We start from the raw sequence: 16,690 nt of genomic DNA, 5'->3' as shown, positions 1-16,690 counted from the left end.
CGCAGACCACATGAGCCTGGCGCAGATCGGTGCTCCCTTGCGGACAGTGCCGCCGCGATCCCGGTTTGCCGCTGTGCCTGCGGGGAAGCCGTGTGCATCGGTGGACGTCCGTCACCGGGGAGGCGATGAGCCGGTGCCGAAGGTGTGACGCGAGATGAACCATGATCTGCCGCTGGCCGACGAGCTGGCGGCCGTGTCCGCGCGGATGTCGGGTCTGCTGCTGTCCCGCGAGACGGTCGGCACGGTGCTGAGCCTGGTCACGTCGCTGGCCGGGGAAGCGCTTCCCGCCACCGCGGGTGCCGGCGTGTCGCTGCTCGACGAGCACGGCCGCAGGACGACCGCGGCGGCCACGGGCCCGGTCGTGGAACACCTGGACGCGCTGCAGTACGAGCTGGCGGAAGGGCCGTGCCTGACCGCGTGGGAAGAGCGTCACGTGGTGAAGGTCGACGACATCGCCCGTGACGTCCGGTGGCCGCGCTGGGCCGAGGCCGCCGGTGGGTCGGAGATGCGGTCGGCGTTGAGCGCGCCGATGGTCGCCGGGGGCGACGCACTGGGGGCGATCAAGGTGTACGGCCGCGAGCCGAGTGCTTTCGGAGAACGCGAGGAGTACCTGCTCACCATGTTCGCCGCCCAGTCCGCGATCCTGCTGGCCAACGTGCGGTCGTACGACAACGCCAGAAGGCTCAGCGAGTCGCTCGCCGACACGATGCGCGGCCGCGATGTGATCAACATGGCCAAGGGGATCGTCATGGCGCGTGAGCGCGTCGGCGAGGGAACCGCCTTCGCCGTGCTGGCGCGCGACTCCCACGAGGAGAACAAGAGCCTGCGCGACTTCGCCGGTGCTCTCGTGCGCTCCACCGTCCACCCGGACCGCTGACCGCCATGTCGTCTGATCAGCAAACCTCACGACAGGACGAGCAGCGCCGCGCGTTGTCGCTCGCCTTCAGCCGGGCGAACCTGACGCTGGAGCAGTTGTGGACCCGGTACTTCGCCCTCGGCGGAGTGGCTGGCCTGGTCGAGGTCGAGGCGTACCTGCACGGCCTGATGCCGTCGCCCGCGCTGCAACGGGACATTCTGGCGCATGCGATCAACGAGCGCCTCGACGAGCTGACCTGGCCGCACCGCGTGCCCTACACGTTCCCGTCGGCCGACAGCCGCCCGCGGACCGGACCGCTGGCGAGCCTGGTGGACCTGCTCGACGGCATGCACCAGGCGCCACCGGAGCACCTGCCCGCCGCCGCGGCGCGCGCGGGCAGGGCACTGGGGCTGCGGATCGGGATCTACCTCGTCGACTACGACCAGCACGTGCTGCACCCGCTGCCCGATCCGGACGACCCCCACCGCGTTCCCGTCGGAGTGGACACGAGCCTGCCGGGACGGGCCTTCCGCACGGTGCAGACGCTGGCCGGCAACACGGACGGGAAGCAGCGGCTGTGGGTGCCACTGCTCGACGGGGTGGAACGCCTCGGCGTCCTGGACGTGACACCACCTGAGGGAGCGGACCTGCGGGACCCCGAGCTGCGCCAGCGGTGCCGATGGCTGTCCGCCCTCATCGGCCACCTGGTGACCATCAGCACCCACTACGGCGACGGCCTGGACGCGGTCCGCCTCCAGCGGCAGCGCAGCCCGGCGGCGGACCTGATCTGGCAGCTGCTGCCCCCGCTCACCGCGGCCACCGGCAGCTTCGCTGTCGCCGGCGTGCTGGAACCCTGCTACGAGGTCGGCGGAGACGCCTTCGACTACTCGTTGTCGCCCACGACGGCATCACTGGCGATCTTCGACGCCGTCGGGCACACCCCGCGCAGCGGGTTCGTGGCCGCCGCGGCACTCGCCGCCTGCCGCAGCAACCGCCGCGTGGGCCACGGCCTGTTCGAGCAGGCCCGCACCATCGACGAGACGATCAGCGGCCAATTCCCCGGCGGTGCGTTCGCCACCGGTGTCCTGGCAGAGCTGGACCTGGTCAGCGGCCGGCTGCGCTACCTCAACGCCGGTCACCCACCACCACTCGTGCTGCGGTCCGGCAAGGTCGTCAGACGCCTCACCGGCGGACGACGACTGCCCTTCGGCCGGGGTACCGGCGAGCTCACGATCGCCGAGGAGACGCTGCAGCCCGGCGACTGGCTGGTCCTGCGCACCGACGGCATCACCGAAGCACGCGACGAGAACGGCGTCCTCTTCGGCGAGACGCGCCTGACGGACTTCCTCGAACGCGAGGCCATGGCCGGGCACCCACCGCCCGAGATGGCCCGACGGTTGGTCAAAGCCGTTCTGTCGCACCAGAACGGTGTTCTGCAGGACGACGCCTCCGTCATGCTGGCCCGCTGGCTCAAGGACGACGAGCTGAAGTGGTGAAGGAGACCGCCTTCGCGCTCGCCGTGCTGTCCAGGTAGGACGTTCGGGCGTCATGGCGAAGCCGCGCGGGTGGGGCCGCTCGCACCGGGCGGGCACGGCGTGGCCGGTGCGATCACCCCGCGAAGTGCGGAGAGGGTGCCGGGGTTCGTATCCTGGTGGTTCACAGCACCGTCGCGAGAGGCCGAGAGTGGACGGGCAACGTCGAGACCGGTTCGAGCGGATGATCTCGGAACGCGCGGCGGGTTCCGACTGGCCGCTGGCGCTGTGCGAGGTGTGCGTGCAGGTCCTGCCCGGCGTGGATGCCGCGGCGTTGGTGCTGTACGGCGACGCGCGGGCGCAGGAGATGGTCAGTGCGAGCGACGGGTGGGCCGTGTCGCTGGAGGAACTGCAGTACACGCTGGGTGAGGGCCCTGCTGTGGAGGCGTATCGCACCGGTGACCTGGTGCTGGTCGGCGACGTGAGGGCGGAGCAGTCCCGGTGGCCCGGATTCGCCGGTGCGGCCCTGGAGGAGGGACTCGCCGCGATGTCCGCGTTCCCGTTGCAGGTCGGCGGTATCAAGCTCGGCACCCTGGACCTGTACCAGCGCCGTCCCGGCGTGCTGTCCGCGGAGGCGGTCGCGGACGCGGCGGTGCTGGCCGATCTGGCGACGCTGGCGCTGCTGGAGAACGAGCTCGCCGCCGCCGACGACAAGCTGCGGATGGAAGTGTCCTATCAGGACGTTCACCTGGCGACCGGTGTGCTGGCGGCGAAGCTGCGGATGAGCCTCGAGGACGCTTTCGTGAGGCTGCGGGCGCACGCGTTCGCGGAGCGCCGGTCGGTGCTGGAGATCTCGCGAGACGTGCTCGATCAGCGGATCTCCCTCGAACATTTGGCGGACTGACCGGCGTCACGTCCAGGTGGGCCGTATGCTGCGAACGTGCCCGGTGTCCGAGACGAGGTTGTTCCCGCGCTGAGCGAACTCACCGCGAGCCTTGTCGACCGCCATGACCCGGACACGGTGCTGCGCCTGATGACCGCCGCGTGCACCAGGTTGCTCGGCGCCGCCGCCACCGGCGTGATGCTGATCGACCCGCGGGGCGGTATCAGGGTCGTGTCCGCCTCCGACGAACGGTCGCGGTTCGTCGAGCTCCTGCAGGCGCAGGTCGACGAAGGCCCCTGCGTCGACTGCATCAAGGACAGCACGGCGGTCTTCACCGCCGACCTCACCGCGGAGGATCGGTGGCCGGAGTTCCGGCCGGCCGCTCTGGACGCCGGTTACCGCGCGATCCACGCCATCCCCATGTGCCTGGACGGGCAGGTGGTCGGGGGACTGAACCTGCTCTACCTGGAAGCCACCGCTCTGGACTCCTGGCAGCAGCGGCTGGCCGAGATGCTCTCCGCCCTGGCCGTGCTGGGGCTGTCCCAGGAGACCGGCTCGACGCGGGTGCACCGGCTGACCGAGCGCACGTTGACGACGCTGAACGACGGCGTGCACGTGGCGCACGCCGTCGGCCTGGTCGCGGGCACCCTCGACATCGGCGTCGACGACGCGCGGACCCTGGTCGTCGACTACGCCCGCGAGCACGGCACTTCGGTGCCGGAGGTCGCCAAGGCACTCACCAACGGTGAACTCGATCCCGCCGCGCTGGTGGCAACCCGCTGATCGCTGCGCCGGACGGCCAGGTGCTGTCCTGGTCGCGGCAGGCGTTGGCGGCCGCTCCGACTCGTGACGACGCGGATACTCCGCCACGGGCGCCTGTATCACTTCCACCGGGCCGGCTCCCGCCCCGGCATCGTGAAGCACCTCGCTCATGCCATGAGTTGACGCACTATGACGTGTCGATACATAGTTACGACCATTAACTGAGCGATGGGCAGTCGCACTAGTGTCTTCAGGAGCCGGTCATGACCGAGACGAGCATTCCCACCGAGGCCACCGTGACCGCTACCGAAGTGGTGCTGCCGGGCAAGGTCGAACCGTCCGGACTCCAGGTGGTGCGGCGTCCGTTGCCGGCACCGGCAGCCGGTCAGGCACTGGTGCGCGTCGAGTCGACCGCCGTGTCCTTCGCCGAGAGCGCGATGCGCCGGGGCCGCTACTACGGCCAGCCCGCGTTTCCGTTCGTGCCCGGCTACGACCTCGTCGGGGTCGTCGAGTCGGTCGGACCGGACGTGGACCGCGCGCTGATCGGCAGGCGCTTCGCCGCGCTGACCAAGACAGGTGCCTGGGCCACGGCCGTCCTGCTGCCCGCCGCGGATCTGGTGGAGGTGCCCGACGGGGTGAGCGCGGACGAGGCGGAGACGCTGGCGGTCAACGGGCTGACCGCCTACCAGATGCTCCACCACGTCGCGAAGGTGCGAGCCGGGCAGACCGTGCTCGTGCTGGGCGTCGCCGGTGGCGTCGGCACCCTGCTGGCCCAGCTCGCCCGCCACGCGGGCGCCGAGGTGATCGGCACGGCGAACCCGCGCCACCACGAGGCGCTGCGCGAACTGGGCGTCGAGCCGATCGACTACCGGGACCCGGACGTCACCGCGCGAGTCCGGGAGCTGGTTCCCGGCGGTGTGGACGCCGTGTTCGACCACCTCGGCGGTGCGAGCCTCTCCCAGTCCTACCGGTTGCTCAACGACACCGGAACCCTCGTCTGCTACAGCATCGCGAGCAAGCTCGACGACAGCACTCCCGTGTTGCTGAGCTTCCTGAACGTGGTGGCGAAACTGACGTTCTGGAACTACCTGCCCACCAAGAAGCACACGAGCTTCTACGACGTGTGGGCGGGCGCGGGCAAGCCGGACTCCGCCAAGCGAGAGGCGTTCCGCGCCAGGGTCCGCACCGACCTCACCCACGTGTTCGGGCTCCTGCGCGACGGCGTGCTCACCGCGAAGATCGCCGCCCGCTATCCGCTGACCGAGGTGGCGGCGGCCGTGGAACTCTCCGAGTCCTCCGCTCGGACCGCTCTCGGGAAGATCCTGCTCGTGCCATAGACGGGCGGACTCCTGCGTTCCCGCTCGACGGTGTGCTCAGCCGAGGAACTTCCGCAGGTGGGTCAGGAGGGCGCCGGGGCGTTCCTCGGGGATGAAGTGGCCGCAGCCGGGAATCCGGTCGCGAACCCGCCCGCGTGTAGTGCATGCGGATCCCGTTGACCTGGGCCACACCCGTGGTCACCGCTGTCGTGTCCAGGGTTGTCCCTTCCTCCTGTGGCGGCTGGCTGCCTCAGAGGTTCCCCGGCCGCGTGCCCGCGGTTCAGACCCCTGTCATGGTGCGGATCGCGTTGTCGACCTCCGCGTCGATGAGGCGCTGGGCCTCGACGGTGCCGTTGCCGAAGATGCCGGTGAGTTCGAGGCTGACGATGCCGTGCACTCGCGTCCAGATGAGAACGGCCGCGAGAGCGGCGCGCGGCGACGTGGCAGGTCTGTCCTGGGAGCGGGCCCAGAGCCGGAGTTGACCGTCCAGTGCGCGGTCGGCGCTGGTGGCCGGCGCGCTGCCGGGGATGGCCGTCAGCAGGTCGATCAAGGCCGCCATCGCCTGGTCCAGCGGGGTGACGCCGGCCAGCTCGATCGGCGCGTCGCCCGCGCGTTCGCCGAACAGCATCCCGTAGCGCCGCGGGTGCCGCAGCGCCCAGTCGCGATAGGCGGCGACCAGCAGCCGCACTCGCGTACGAGGTGTTCGTCTGCTGGTTTCCGCGGCCTCGCGCACGGCGTCGGCGAGTTGCCGGTAGGAGGTGGTGACCAGGTGGGTGATCAGCGCTTCCCTGGACGGGAAGTACCGGTAGACCGCCGGGGCCGACATCGCCATGGTCCTGGCGAGGGCGGCGATCGACAGCGCGTGGACGCCGTCGGCGTCGATGATCGCGAACGACACGTCCTCGATCTCCTGGAGCGTCTGCGCCCGCAGTCGCTCACGTCGGCTCACGGTCGGCCGTTCGGCGGTCATCGTCGCAGTGTAACGAACCGTACCAACTTCTACGCCTGTGTCGTTCTGTGATGGACCGTAACTCGGGCGTTGGTCATCTCAGCGTTCGTCCACAAGGGACGATCCCAGGTCGTGGTTGCCGCATTCCGCCGTGATCTCGGCCGTCGCCTGCGCCGCGGCGAGGAAGTCGTCGGCCAGCGGCGAGGTGCGCGATGCCGCGACCGCGAGGCACACCTGGTCCGGCGCCAGATCCGCGACGGGCACGTAGCTGATGTCCGGACGTGAGTAGAACGTGGTCTCCGAACGCCCCACGAACGAGATGCCGCGGCCGGCCGCGACGTGCTCGAGCTTCTCCTCGACCCCGCGCACCCGGAGCCCGGAGTCGGGATGCGGGCGCCTGGTGGGCTGCGTGTCCTGGCCGGCGTGCCAGACCAGCGGCTCACCGGCCAGGTCGGCTTCGGTGACCTCCTCCTTGCCCGCCAGCCGGTGACCGGCGGGCAGCACCACCATGAGCGGCTCTGCGTACAGCGGGGTCACGCGCAGGCCGGTCTCGTCGATCGGCAGCCGCACGTAGCCGACGTCGACGCGGCCGTCGAGCAGCATCGAGGCCTGGTCGTCCCATTCCATCCGCTGCACGTCCACGACCACGTCCGGATGACGGGCCTCGAACGCCCGCGCCGCCGGGATGACCGGGATGCCGCTCCGGAAGCCGACCACCAGCCGCCGGTTGCCACCGGCCGCCACGGACACCCGGCGGCGAACCGCGTCCGCGGAGGCCAGCAGCGGACCGGCGTCGGCCAGCAGCTGCCGGCCCGCGTCGGTCAGCGCCACGCCGTGGCGGTCCCTGGTGAACAGCGAGGCGCCGAGGTCCTGCTCCAGCGCGCGGATCTGGCGGCTGAGCGCCGGCTGCGCGATGTGCAGCTCATCGGCGGCGCGACCGAAGTGCAACCGCTCGGCCACCGCGACGAAGTAGCGCAGTTTGCGCAGGTCCAGGTCCACGGTGCCTCCTGGTTCCGGTGATGCCTTCAAGGTATCACCACGGCTGAAAGAAGTCTTGGACACCTGCTCGGACCGATGACAACCTCAACGAGTAGCTGATGGCCAGAAAGAATTCGGAAAAGGAATTCGACATCAGATCCTGATGGGCAGAGCCCGGAACGAGCAAATCAGGAATCGAGTGCAGTCCATTCACGAGGAGCAGCAGCGTGCGCGTTTTCGTCACCGGCGGGACCGGCCATTCCGGTTCGCACATCATTCCCGAGCTCGTCGCCGCCGGGCACGAGGTCACAGGCCTCGCCCGGTCGGACACGGCCGCGGCGGCGGTGTCCGCGCTCGGGGCGAAGGTGCGTCGCGGCGACCTCGAGGACCTCGACGGGCTCCAGGAGGCGGCCGCGGACTCCGACGGCGTCATCCACGTCGCGCACAGGCGGGACCTGCTCTCGTCCGGCGGGATCGACGCCGTGGCCGCCGCGGAAGCGCCGATAGTCCTCGCCTACGGCGAGGCACTCGCGGGAACCGGGAAGCCGCTGGTCGTGGCCGGGAGCATCGGCTCGCCGGGGAACCAGGGCCGGCCGGTCACCGAGGAGGACCCGGCGCTTCCCGGCGGTGACGAGCACAGGGGCACCCTGCGCGTTCGCAACGTCGTGGAGACCACCGCGGTCGGCCTCGCCGAGCGGGGAGTGCGGGCTTCGGTCGTGCGGATCGCCACCATCGCGCACAGCACCACCGATCGTGCCGGCTTCCTCGCGCAGCTGATCGCGATCGCGAAGCAGAAGGGCTTCGTCGGCTACCCCGGGGACGGCGCGAACCTGTGGAACGCCGTGCACGTCCGCGACCTCGCCTCGTTGTTCCGCCTGGCACTGGAGAAGGGGCCGGCCGGCAGGTACTGGCACGCCGTCGCGGACGGGGCCGTCCCGTTCCGCGAGATCGCCGAGGCCATCGGCAGCCGTCTGGGTCTGCCCGTCGTGAGCATTCCCGCGGACGTGCTGATGGTGCCGGGGTATTTCGGGTTCCTCGCGAGCCTGGTCACGCAGAACTACCCGGCGTCCAATCTCATCACCCGCAGGACCCTCGGCTGGGAACCCGCCCAGCCCGGCCTTCTCGACGATCTGGACAACGGCCATTACTTCCCCGTCAGCTGACGGCCCGGGCCGGTGTTCAGCGAAACCGAACTGGCCCGGGTGTTCATCGATTCAACGGAACGATCGTGGGAAAACTCGATGGTCGAGCAGCGGCGATCATCGGCAGCGGGAAGCACCGGACGACGCCGTCGAGCTGATCGGCCGCAACGTCACCGCCGTCCAGGTCGCCACCGCCGAACAGGAAGAGCTGTTCGACGAGGAGACCAAGGCCGCGTTCGAGCCCCTCGTCCCCCGCGGGGAGATGGGCCGCCCCGAAGAGATCGCCACCGCCGCCCTGTTCCTGGCCTCCGACGACTCCGGCTACGTCAACGGCCTGGAACCGGTCACCGACGGCGGCACCACCGCCATCTGAACCGCCGCAGCCAAGGCACCGCGCCTGATCCGGCATGAACGACACCTCGAAAACAGGAAGAGAACACCTCATGAGCAGCATCACCCTCATCGGCACGGGGAACATGGCCCGCGCCATCGGCACGCTCGCGGTGGCGGGCGGCAACACCGTCGAGGTCGTGGGACGCGACCGGTCCAAGGCCGACGACCTGGCCGGGGCTCTGGGCGGCGGCACGACGACGGGCGAGTGGGGCGCCGTCCCGGCCGGGGACATCGTCATCACGGCCCTGTCGCACACCGGCGTCGTGCCGGTCGTCGCCGAGTACGGAGACGCCCTCGCGGGCAAGGTCGTCGTCGACATCAGCAACCCCTTCAACGCCACGTTCGACGGACTGGCCCACAGCGAGGAGACCTCCGTCGCGCAGGAAGCCGCCAAGGTGGCCCCGGCCAGTGCCAGCGTGGTGAAGGCGTTCAACACCATCTTCCGCAACGTCCTGGAGAAGGGCCGGCCCGGCGTCTTCATCGCCGGCGACAGCGCACAGGCCAAGGCGGACGTGGCGACGTTCGTCAAGAGCCTCGGACTGCGTCCGCTGGACGTCGGCGGGCTGAAGATGGCGCACTGGCTGGAAGGGATGGGCCTGGTGACCATGGGCCTCGCCGGCAACGGGGTCGGCCACTGGGACTTCGCCCTCGGCGTCGACGAGTTCACCGGCTGAGCCCGTCCTCCGCGGAGCAGGTCAGCGGGGAAGGACCGTGTGGGCCCGCGAAGGTGCGTGTCAGTGCGACGCGGCTGCGCGTTCCAGCAGTTCGGCGGTCGCCTCCCACAGGCGTCGCTCCCGCTCCGGGTCGTGGGCGATCGGCTGCACCTCGGTCAGCTTGGTCTTCAGCACGAACGCGCCGTCGCGCAGGTGTGCCCACTTGTCGTCGAGGGCCATGGCGGCCAGCAACGGCCCTGAGCGCTCCGGCGTCGACACGCCCGGAATCCGGCCGAGGGCGCGGCCGATGGACTGGAACGCCTTCGGGGCGTCGCGGCCGAGTGCGGTGCCGGGCATCCAGCCCGGTTCGAACACCGACACGCTGATCCCGGCGCCGGCCCGGCGCTGCAGTTCGTGGGCGTAGTACAGGATCGCCAGCTTGGCGTTGGAGTAGGCGACGCCGGAGGTGGCCGTGCCGGGGGACTGGTCACCGGTGGCCGGGCGGGCCAGTTCTACGGGGTCGGCCCACTCGGCCTCGGGCACGCCGAGCAGCTTGCGCCAGAAGTTGGCGTGATAGGTGTTCGAGCCGAGCAGCACGACCCGTGCCGGGGCGGTGAACGAGCCGAGCAGGTCGCCGACGAGCTGGGCGTGGGCGAGGTGGTTGACGGCGAAGGTCATCTCGTAGCCGTCGGACGAGGCCCGCCTGGTGTCGGCCGACATGATGCCGGCGTTGGCGACCAACGCGCGCAGCGGCCGGACTGCGCCGGCGGCGAGCAGGCCTTGCACGGTGACCGCGGCGGTACGGACGTCGGCCAGGCTCGCCAGGTCGCAGCCGATCTCGTGGACGCGGGCCCCGAGGGCACGGGCCTCGTCGGCGACCGCCGTCAGGTCACGCCCTGCGCGGCCGACCAGCAGCAGGTCGGGCCGCTGCCCGTCCGGGCGACCGGCCATGGCCAGCACGGCGTGGCGGCCCAGGTTGCGGGTCGGGCCGGTGAGGAGAACAGTTCCGGGTTCGGTCATGACCCCAGCCTGCGAGAACCGCCGGGCCGCACCCAGTCGTCCGGTTTTCGTAGGACTGCCAGGGCCAGGACAACCCGGTGCGGGCTCGCGCACACTGGGGCTCGTGGAAGCGTGGGAGTTCGGCCGGACGGTTCGCCGCTGGCGCGACCGGGTGGCACCCGAGGCCGTCGGCGTGCCGGTGGGCCGCCGGCGCCGGGCCAGCGGGTTGCGCCGCGAGGAACTGGCGGCGCTCGCCGGCATCTCGGCCGACTACCTGACCCGCCTGGAACAGGGACGTGCGACGGCGCCGTCGGCACAGGTCGTGGAGTCACTGGCCAGGGCACTGCGCCTGGCCGACCCCGAACGCGACCTGCTCCACCGGCTGGCCGGGCACGCCGCACCCGGCCCGGACATCGTGCCGTCCAGGATCACCCCGAGCGTGCAACGGTTGCTCGACCGGTTCTCGCGCATCCCGGTGGTCGTCTACGACGCCACATGGACACTCGTGCTGGCCAACGCGCCCTACGACGCGCTCATGGGCGACACGACCACGTGGCGCGGCCTGGACCGCAACGCCGTCTGGCGCAATGTCACCCACCTGCCCTCACGGGTCGTGCACACCCCACAGGAGCAAGCCGAGCACGAAGCCCTGCTCGTGGCCGACTTGCGCCTGACCGCCTCGCGATACCCGGCCGACCACGCGTTGCGGCGCCTGATCACCGACCTGACGTCCGGCAGCCCGCGCTTCGTCGAACTCTGGGACGCCGAGGCGCCGCCACTCCCGGCGGACCCGTCCCGGCGCAAGACCATCGACCACCCGGCGGTCGGCCCGATCACCCTGGACTGCGACACGCTGCTCGTCGCCCTGGACGACCTGCGCATCACCGTTTACACCGCCGAACCCGGCACCGAGGACGCCGACCGCCTGGATCTCGCCGTCGTCCTGGGCACGCAGTCGTTGCTGTGAGCACGCGGCGCGGGGGCCTGCGCAGGACGCGCGGGCCGCGGCTGGATGATGCCCGGCATGACGGATGTCGACCTCTTCGGTACGAGCCGCGCGCGGTACCTCCGCTCGATCGGCCGTGACGAGTTCTTCTGCGTCGGCAACGCCGCCGAGTGCGACCACTACACCGAGGACGGCGCCGTCCGAATTCCGTGGGGACGCTCGCCGCAGCTCGAGGACATGGCGCGGATCCGTGACCTGGCCCTGTGCCCGACGACAGCCCAGCTGCGCAAGGCGGTGCTGCCCGCCTACCTGCCGGACCTGGTGAACTTGCGGTCGTTGACGCTGCCGGCGCCGCTCGTGGCACACCTGACGTCCCCGGCGCTGACAACGCTCGTGATCGGCAACGACGACGGCCGGGCCCCCTCGGCCCCGCTCGCCGCCACCGCCGTGCCGGGGCTGCGGGCGCTGATGTGGGTCACCTCCCACACCGCGCCGCGACTGCCTCAGGTGGTCGACCCGCTACCGCCGCTCGAGTTCCTCCACACCAACCTGACCGGGGACGACGCGCTGCTGCGTCAGCTCGAGAACCTGCCGACGCTGCGACACCTGGAGCTGGAAGACCTGAAGAACGTCGACATCGTCGATCACCTGGTAGCGCCGCTGCGCGTGCTGGAGATCGCGGGCACCGGGCGCGACTTCCCGGTGGCCGGGCTCGCCGCGATCCCGACGCTGCAAGCGCTGCGCCTCAACGGTCTCCGTGCCGAGATCGACTGCACGGTGTTCCAGGCGCTGCCCGACCTGGTCCAGCTGACCGTCCTGAACTCGAAGAGGATCGTGAACGTCGAGGCGCTGCTGGACTGCCGGAAGCTGGCGAACATCATGTTCCTCAACTGCGGCAACCCGTTCAAGAACGACCGCAAGGCGCTGTTCGAGTCCCACGGCTTCGCCAACCTGGACATCGACTACTCGTAGCTCGCCGAACACCTCGACCGGGCCCGGCCGGGCACCATTGGCTCGTGACAGATTCGGGGACGGCCGCCTACGACCACTGCGTGGATCTTCCGCCGTTGGTCGCGACCGCGGTGCGAGCGGCTCGCCGGGCCGGCTTCGCGCGGTCCTGCCTTCCCGGGCAGGGCCGGTTGCTGCGGACGCTCGCGGGTGGCGTCGGTGCCGGTGTGATCGGCGAGACCGGGACCGGCTGCGGCGTCGGCTTGGCGTGGCTGGCTTCCGGCGCGGGTCCGGACGCCCGGATCGTCAGCGTGGAACGGGACCCGGCGCGAGCGGAGATCGCCGCCGCGGTGTTCGCCGGTGACCCGAGGGTGCAGGTGCGCACCGGGGACTGGCGGGACCTGGCCGGCAGCGCTCCGTTCGATCTGCTGGTGCTCGACGGTGGCGGTCAGGGCAAGGGCACGGAGCCACCACTCGAGCCGGCGGCCTGGCTGCGGCTGGGTGGTGTGGTCGTCCTGGACGACTTCGCCCCGATGACGAGCTGGCCGCCCGTGCACGAAGGGCGGCCCGACGAAGCCCGGATGTACTGGCTGAACCATCCGCAGCTGCGTGCCGCCGAGGTCAAGGTCGCCCCGGACGCCGCGTCCGTCGTCGCGACGTTCGTGGGCTGACATCAGCACTTGCCGGGCCGTTCCCGGAGTGACTCGCTGCCGTCGTGCCTGGCCAGCACGAAGTCGACGTCCTTGTCGCCGCGCCCTGACAGGTTGACCAGGATGCGCTCGGTGGGCGGCCTGGTCGCCGCCAGGCGCATCGCGAACGCGAGAGCGTGCGAGCTCTCCAATGCGGGGATGATCCCTTCCGACCGCGAGACGCGGAGGAACGTGGCGACTGCTTCCTCGTCGGAAACGGTGTCGACGGACAACCGGCCGGACCCGCGCAGCATCGCTATCTCGGGGCCGACACCGGGGTAGGCGAGCCCCGAGGCGATCGACAGCACGGCGGCGGGTCCGCCGTCGTCCTCCTGCAGGACGACGGACGCGGCGCCGTGCAAGGTGCCCGGACGTCCGAAGGTCAGTGTGGCCGCGTGCTGTCCGGGGTGGGCACTCCTGCCGAGCGGTTCGACCGCGTGCAGGGCGACCTCGGGGTCGTCCAGGAAGCCGGAGTACAGCCCGAGTGCGTTCGAACCGCCGGCGACGCAGGCGACGACGTAATCGGGCAGCGTTCCGCCGGTGATCGAGAGGAACTGCGCGCGGGCTTCCTGCCCCACGACCGACTGGAAGTCCCGGACGATCATCGGGAACGGATGTGGTCCGATGGCCGAACCTATCGCGTAGAGCGCGTGGGCGTGCTGTTCGGTGTAGGCGTGCAACGCCGAGTCGCTGGCCTCCTTCAACGTCGACTGGCCGGAGGCCACCGGAACGACCTGCGCGCCCAGGAGGCGCATGAGGCTGACGTTCGCGTTCACCTTGCCGGCGTCGATCGCTCCTATGTGGACTTCGCATTCGAGCCCGAAGCGGGCGGCTGCACTGGCCAGTGCGACGCCGTGCTGGCCGGCGCCTGTTTCGGCGATCAGCTTGCGCTTGCCCATCTTCCTGGCGAGGAGCGCGAACCCCACGCAGTGGTTGATCTTGTGCGCGCCGGTGTGGTTGAGGTCCTCGCGCTTGACGTGGATCTGGGCGCCACCCAGCTGGTTCGAGATGTTCTCCAGGTGGTGCACCGGCGTGGGCCTTCCCTGCAGGCCGGTGCGGACGGTGTCGAGCTCGTACCGGAAGTCCGGCGATGACCGCAGTTCCTCGTACGCGCCGACGAGCTCCTCCAGTGCGGGGCCCATGTGCGCGGGCCAGTGGTTGCCGCCGAAATCCCCGTAGTAGCCGTCGGCATCGGGGAAACGGCTGGCGTGCTCGGTTGTGCTGTGCGGCATCGTGACCACCTTTCAGGCAGGTCGACGGTAGGCACGGCCGGCCCCGAAATCTTGAACAGGATGTGCGCTCAGCGGCTCACGCCGCGGGACAGCACTCCCGGCGGCACGCCGAACACCTTCTTGAACTCGCGGGTGAGGTGCGGCTGGTCGGCGAAGTTCACCCGCTGCGCGACGTCGTTCAGCTCGAGTCCGGCGCAGATGAGTTCCCCGGCCCTGGCGACGCGGACCTGGCGGACGTAGGTCTGCGGGGGGACACCGATCGCGGTCCTGAAGGAGCGGACGAGGTGACTCGGGTTGACCCCGATCTCGCGCGCGAGGTCGGCCGTGCGTGTCGAGCGCAGGCGGTCCTGCCTGATGAGCTGGGACACCGTTCGCGCGATCGACGTCGGCGCAGGGGACTCGACCGAGAAACTGCACTCCCGCAACACTTGCCGGAGGGAGGCCTCGACCCGGGCGTTGTCGACGACCGGTGCCGACAGGGCATCGACCAGCTCACCGGTCGTCCGGCTCCGTGTCACCACCTCGGTGCGGATGGTCCGGACCTCGTCCGGCCCGGTCGCGGCAGTACACCCGTCGAGGAACGCCTCCGACGGGTACAGGACGTCGTACTGCGCGCGACTGCCCGTGCTCCTGCCCGCGTGCACCTCGAACGGGTTGAAGAAGAACACGTCGCCGGCGCGGACGGTCCTGCTCCAGCGGCTGGACCAGATGTCAGCGGAGCCGTGCGTGACGACCACGACCGAATACGTGCCGTGCAGGTGCGGATCGAAGTCGACCGCCGTCGCCCGCGCGCGGAGGAGATCCGCGTGCGGGAGCGCGAACGTCAGCGAGTCGACTCTTGTCACGGCGAGAACCTCGCGCCGAACTCAGGGACCTGCTCGGTCATCGCTTGTTCCATGTGCGTCCTCCGCGGCGTCGCCGTCATGAAAGCACACGGCACGGTGGCCGGACCCTCAGTGCACGCAGCACCCCAGCGGTGTCACCGGCGCCTCGACCGGCTCCTGCGCGGCGGCCTCGATCTCCGCCAGCACCCGAGTCCGGTCCGCCGGGCCGAGGTAGCGGCCGCGGCTCACGACGGCGTGGATGCGGCCGACGTTCGTGATGTCCGCCAACGGGTTCGCGTCCAGCACCACCAGGTCCGCCTGCTTGCCGGGGGTGACCGTGCCCGTCTCGTGCTCGAGCCCGAGGCAGCGCGCGGCCTCGCTGGTCGCCGCCCGCAGCGCCGCCATCGGTGTGAGACCGGCCTGCACGAGCAGCGCCAGTTCGTCGTGCAGGGAGAAGCCGGGGAAGACGTAGGCGAAGCCCGCGTCCGTGCCGGCGACGACACCGACGCCGGCCTCGTGCATCGTGCGGAGCAGCCGCATGCGGGCGTCGCCGAACTCGCGCAGCGCGGCCTCTTCCTCAGGCGTGCGGGGCGGGCGGCCGGACATGATCGTCTGCCACTGCGCGCGCAGGCCGACCGGGATGTAGCGCATCCGTTCCAGCGCCTTCGGGTCGTTCACGATGTTCTCGGGCGACCGGGACATGTTGCGTTCGACGAAGAGCGTGGGGGACTCCCACGTGCCGTGCCGCTTCATCTCCGCGAACAGCGCCTGGGCGCGAGCCGGTGAGTGGGTGGCGACGGCGGCTCGTTCGATCCGGCCGGACTGCCGGGCCCACCAGTTCGGGTCGGCGGGGTCGTCGGGCAGGGCGCGCAGCTGGGCGTAGAGGGCGTCGGCGTCGTCCGAAGTGGACGTGAACAGGTTGTAGAGGTGTTCGTGCGTGTGCTGGGCGAGCGCGTCCTGGATCGGCACGCGGGCGGGCACGTGGCCCGCGAACGGGATCCGCAGCCTGCGCGACTCGTCGGCGATGGCGGCGTGGCACTCCGGGGACAGGAACGAGTAGACCTTGACGAAGTCCGCTCCACCCTCCTTGGCCCGGCGCACCGCGGCACGGGCCTCCTCCGGGGTGCGCACGACGACCGTGCCGGGCCAGGGCGAGCCGGGGCCGTCGACGATCGCGCTCGCGACGACCATGCGCGGGCCGAGCACCTCGCCGGACTCGATGCGCCGACGCGTGTCGTGCGTCTCGGGCATGCCCCACATCTCGCGGATGCCCGTGACGCCCTGGACGACGTGCAGCGGCGCGACCGTGTTCTCGAAGAACGTCGAGTGGGTGTGCAGGTCCCACAGGCCCGGGATGACGTACTTCCCGGCGAGGTCGACCACCCGCGCGCCGTGTGGCACGTCTCGATGCCTGCCAGCGGCCAGGACGCGGTCGCCGGCCAGCACGATGGTCGCGTCGCGCACGGGTGGGCGACCGGTGCCGTCGACGAGGGTCGCGCCCCGCAACACCGTCACGCCGTTCCCCGCGGCAGCGGCGGGATGCCCCACGGCTCCCAGCGCGACCGCCCCGAGCGCACCTCTTCCCATCCAGGACAACACGTCCCGACGCGCCAGATCCCCCACTGCTCCACCTTCCCCCTGATGTCAC

17 protein-coding genes are annotated in these 16,690 nt (G+C 70.7%); 11 read left to right on the top strand and 6 right to left on the bottom strand.

Annotated features, from left to right (window positions below):
- The first annotated feature begins 154 nt into the window (after positions 1–154).
- The 5 genes from VM306_RS27710 (at position 155) to VM306_RS27690 (ending at position 5,310) form a co-directional block, all read left to right on the top strand.
- Positions 155–877 (top strand): GAF and ANTAR domain-containing protein, encoded by a 723-nt coding sequence (locus VM306_RS27710; protein ID WP_325520281.1) that lies wholly within the window; start codon positions 155–157, stop codon positions 875–877.
- Between the two features lie 5 nt (positions 878–882).
- Positions 883–2,352: a PP2C family protein-serine/threonine phosphatase gene (locus tag VM306_RS27705; RefSeq protein WP_325520279.1), complete on the top strand. Its 1,470-nt coding sequence runs from the start codon at positions 883–885 to the stop codon at positions 2,350–2,352.
- A 220-nt stretch (positions 2,353–2,572) separates the two neighbouring features.
- On the top strand, positions 2,573–3,232 hold the full coding sequence (locus tag VM306_RS27700; RefSeq protein ID WP_325520277.1) for a GAF and ANTAR domain-containing protein: 660 nt from the start codon (positions 2,573–2,575) through the stop codon (positions 3,230–3,232).
- 36 nt (positions 3,233–3,268) lie between these two features.
- A complete protein-coding gene (locus VM306_RS27695; RefSeq protein WP_325520275.1) occupies positions 3,269–3,994 on the top strand; it encodes a GAF domain-containing protein in 726 nt (241 codons plus the stop codon).
- 242 nt (positions 3,995–4,236) lie between these two features.
- Positions 4,237–5,310 (top strand): medium chain dehydrogenase/reductase family protein, encoded by a 1,074-nt coding sequence (locus tag VM306_RS27690; RefSeq protein WP_325520273.1) that lies wholly within the window; start codon positions 4,237–4,239, stop codon positions 5,308–5,310.
- Between the two features lie 259 nt (positions 5,311–5,569).
- Here the strand turns inward: VM306_RS27690 and VM306_RS27685 are convergent, their stop codons facing one another.
- On the bottom strand, positions 5,570–6,259 hold the full coding sequence (locus VM306_RS27685; RefSeq protein WP_325520271.1) for a TetR/AcrR family transcriptional regulator: 690 nt from the start codon (positions 6,257–6,259) through the stop codon (positions 5,570–5,572).
- A 78-nt stretch (positions 6,260–6,337) separates the two neighbouring features.
- Positions 6,338–7,237: a LysR family transcriptional regulator gene (locus tag VM306_RS27680; protein ID WP_325520269.1), complete on the bottom strand. Its 900-nt coding sequence runs from the start codon at positions 7,235–7,237 to the stop codon at positions 6,338–6,340.
- A gap of 206 nt (positions 7,238–7,443) precedes the next feature.
- Between VM306_RS27680 and VM306_RS27675 the strand changes: the two genes are divergently transcribed.
- The 3 genes from VM306_RS27675 to VM306_RS27665 all read left to right on the top strand — a co-directional run bounded on the left by VM306_RS27675 (position 7,444) and on the right by VM306_RS27665 (position 9,425).
- Positions 7,444–8,379, top strand: a complete 936-nt coding sequence (locus tag VM306_RS27675; protein ID WP_325520267.1) for an SDR family oxidoreductase — start codon at positions 7,444–7,446, stop codon at positions 8,377–8,379.
- A complete protein-coding gene (locus VM306_RS27670; RefSeq protein WP_325520359.1) occupies positions 8,288–8,731 on the top strand; it encodes an SDR family oxidoreductase in 444 nt (147 codons plus the stop codon). Before VM306_RS27675 ends, VM306_RS27670 begins: the two co-directional genes overlap by 92 nt.
- Before the next feature lie 70 nt (positions 8,732–8,801).
- A complete protein-coding gene (locus tag VM306_RS27665; RefSeq protein WP_325520265.1) occupies positions 8,802–9,425 on the top strand; it encodes an NADPH-dependent F420 reductase in 624 nt (207 codons plus the stop codon).
- Positions 9,426–9,485: 60 nt separating this feature from the next.
- Here VM306_RS27665 and VM306_RS27660 read toward each other — a convergent pair whose 3' ends face one another.
- Entirely contained in the window at positions 9,486–10,424 is a 939-nt protein-coding gene (locus VM306_RS27660) for an SDR family NAD(P)-dependent oxidoreductase (protein WP_325520263.1), read from the bottom strand.
- 103 nt (positions 10,425–10,527) lie between these two features.
- On the opposite strand from VM306_RS27660, the gene VM306_RS27655 reads away from it, so the two are divergent.
- Genes VM306_RS27655 through VM306_RS27645 form a run of 3 tightly spaced genes read left to right on the top strand, consistent with a single transcriptional unit; the run spans position 10,528 to position 12,968 of the window.
- Positions 10,528–11,370 (top strand): helix-turn-helix transcriptional regulator, encoded by an 843-nt coding sequence (locus VM306_RS27655; protein ID WP_325520261.1) that lies wholly within the window; start codon positions 10,528–10,530, stop codon positions 11,368–11,370.
- Positions 11,371–11,427: 57 nt separating this feature from the next.
- A complete protein-coding gene (locus VM306_RS27650; protein WP_325520259.1) occupies positions 11,428–12,321 on the top strand; it encodes a hypothetical protein in 894 nt (297 codons plus the stop codon).
- 44 nt (positions 12,322–12,365) lie between these two features.
- Positions 12,366–12,968, top strand: coding sequence for an O-methyltransferase (locus tag VM306_RS27645; protein WP_325520257.1), 603 nt, complete (start codon positions 12,366–12,368; stop codon positions 12,966–12,968).
- Positions 12,969–12,970: 2 nt separating this feature from the next.
- Here the strand turns inward: VM306_RS27645 and trpB are convergent, their stop codons facing one another.
- From trpB to VM306_RS27630, 3 genes are all read right to left on the bottom strand, one after another.
- Positions 12,971–14,218, bottom strand: a complete 1,248-nt coding sequence (trpB, locus tag VM306_RS27640; RefSeq protein WP_325520255.1) for a tryptophan synthase subunit beta — start codon at positions 14,216–14,218, stop codon at positions 12,971–12,973.
- A 68-nt stretch (positions 14,219–14,286) separates the two neighbouring features.
- Entirely contained in the window at positions 14,287–15,063 is a 777-nt protein-coding gene (locus VM306_RS27635) for an AraC family transcriptional regulator (protein ID WP_325520253.1), read from the bottom strand.
- A gap of 108 nt (positions 15,064–15,171) precedes the next feature.
- Positions 15,172–16,629: an amidohydrolase family protein gene (locus VM306_RS27630; RefSeq protein ID WP_325520251.1), complete on the bottom strand. Its 1,458-nt coding sequence runs from the start codon at positions 16,627–16,629 to the stop codon at positions 15,172–15,174.
- Positions 16,630–16,690: the final 61 nt, after the last annotated feature.

The organism is Lentzea sp. (assembly GCF_035525475.1).
GTDB lineage: Bacteria > Actinomycetota > Actinomycetes > Mycobacteriales > Pseudonocardiaceae > Lentzea.
This window is presented reverse-complemented; position numbering and strand designations above follow the sequence as displayed.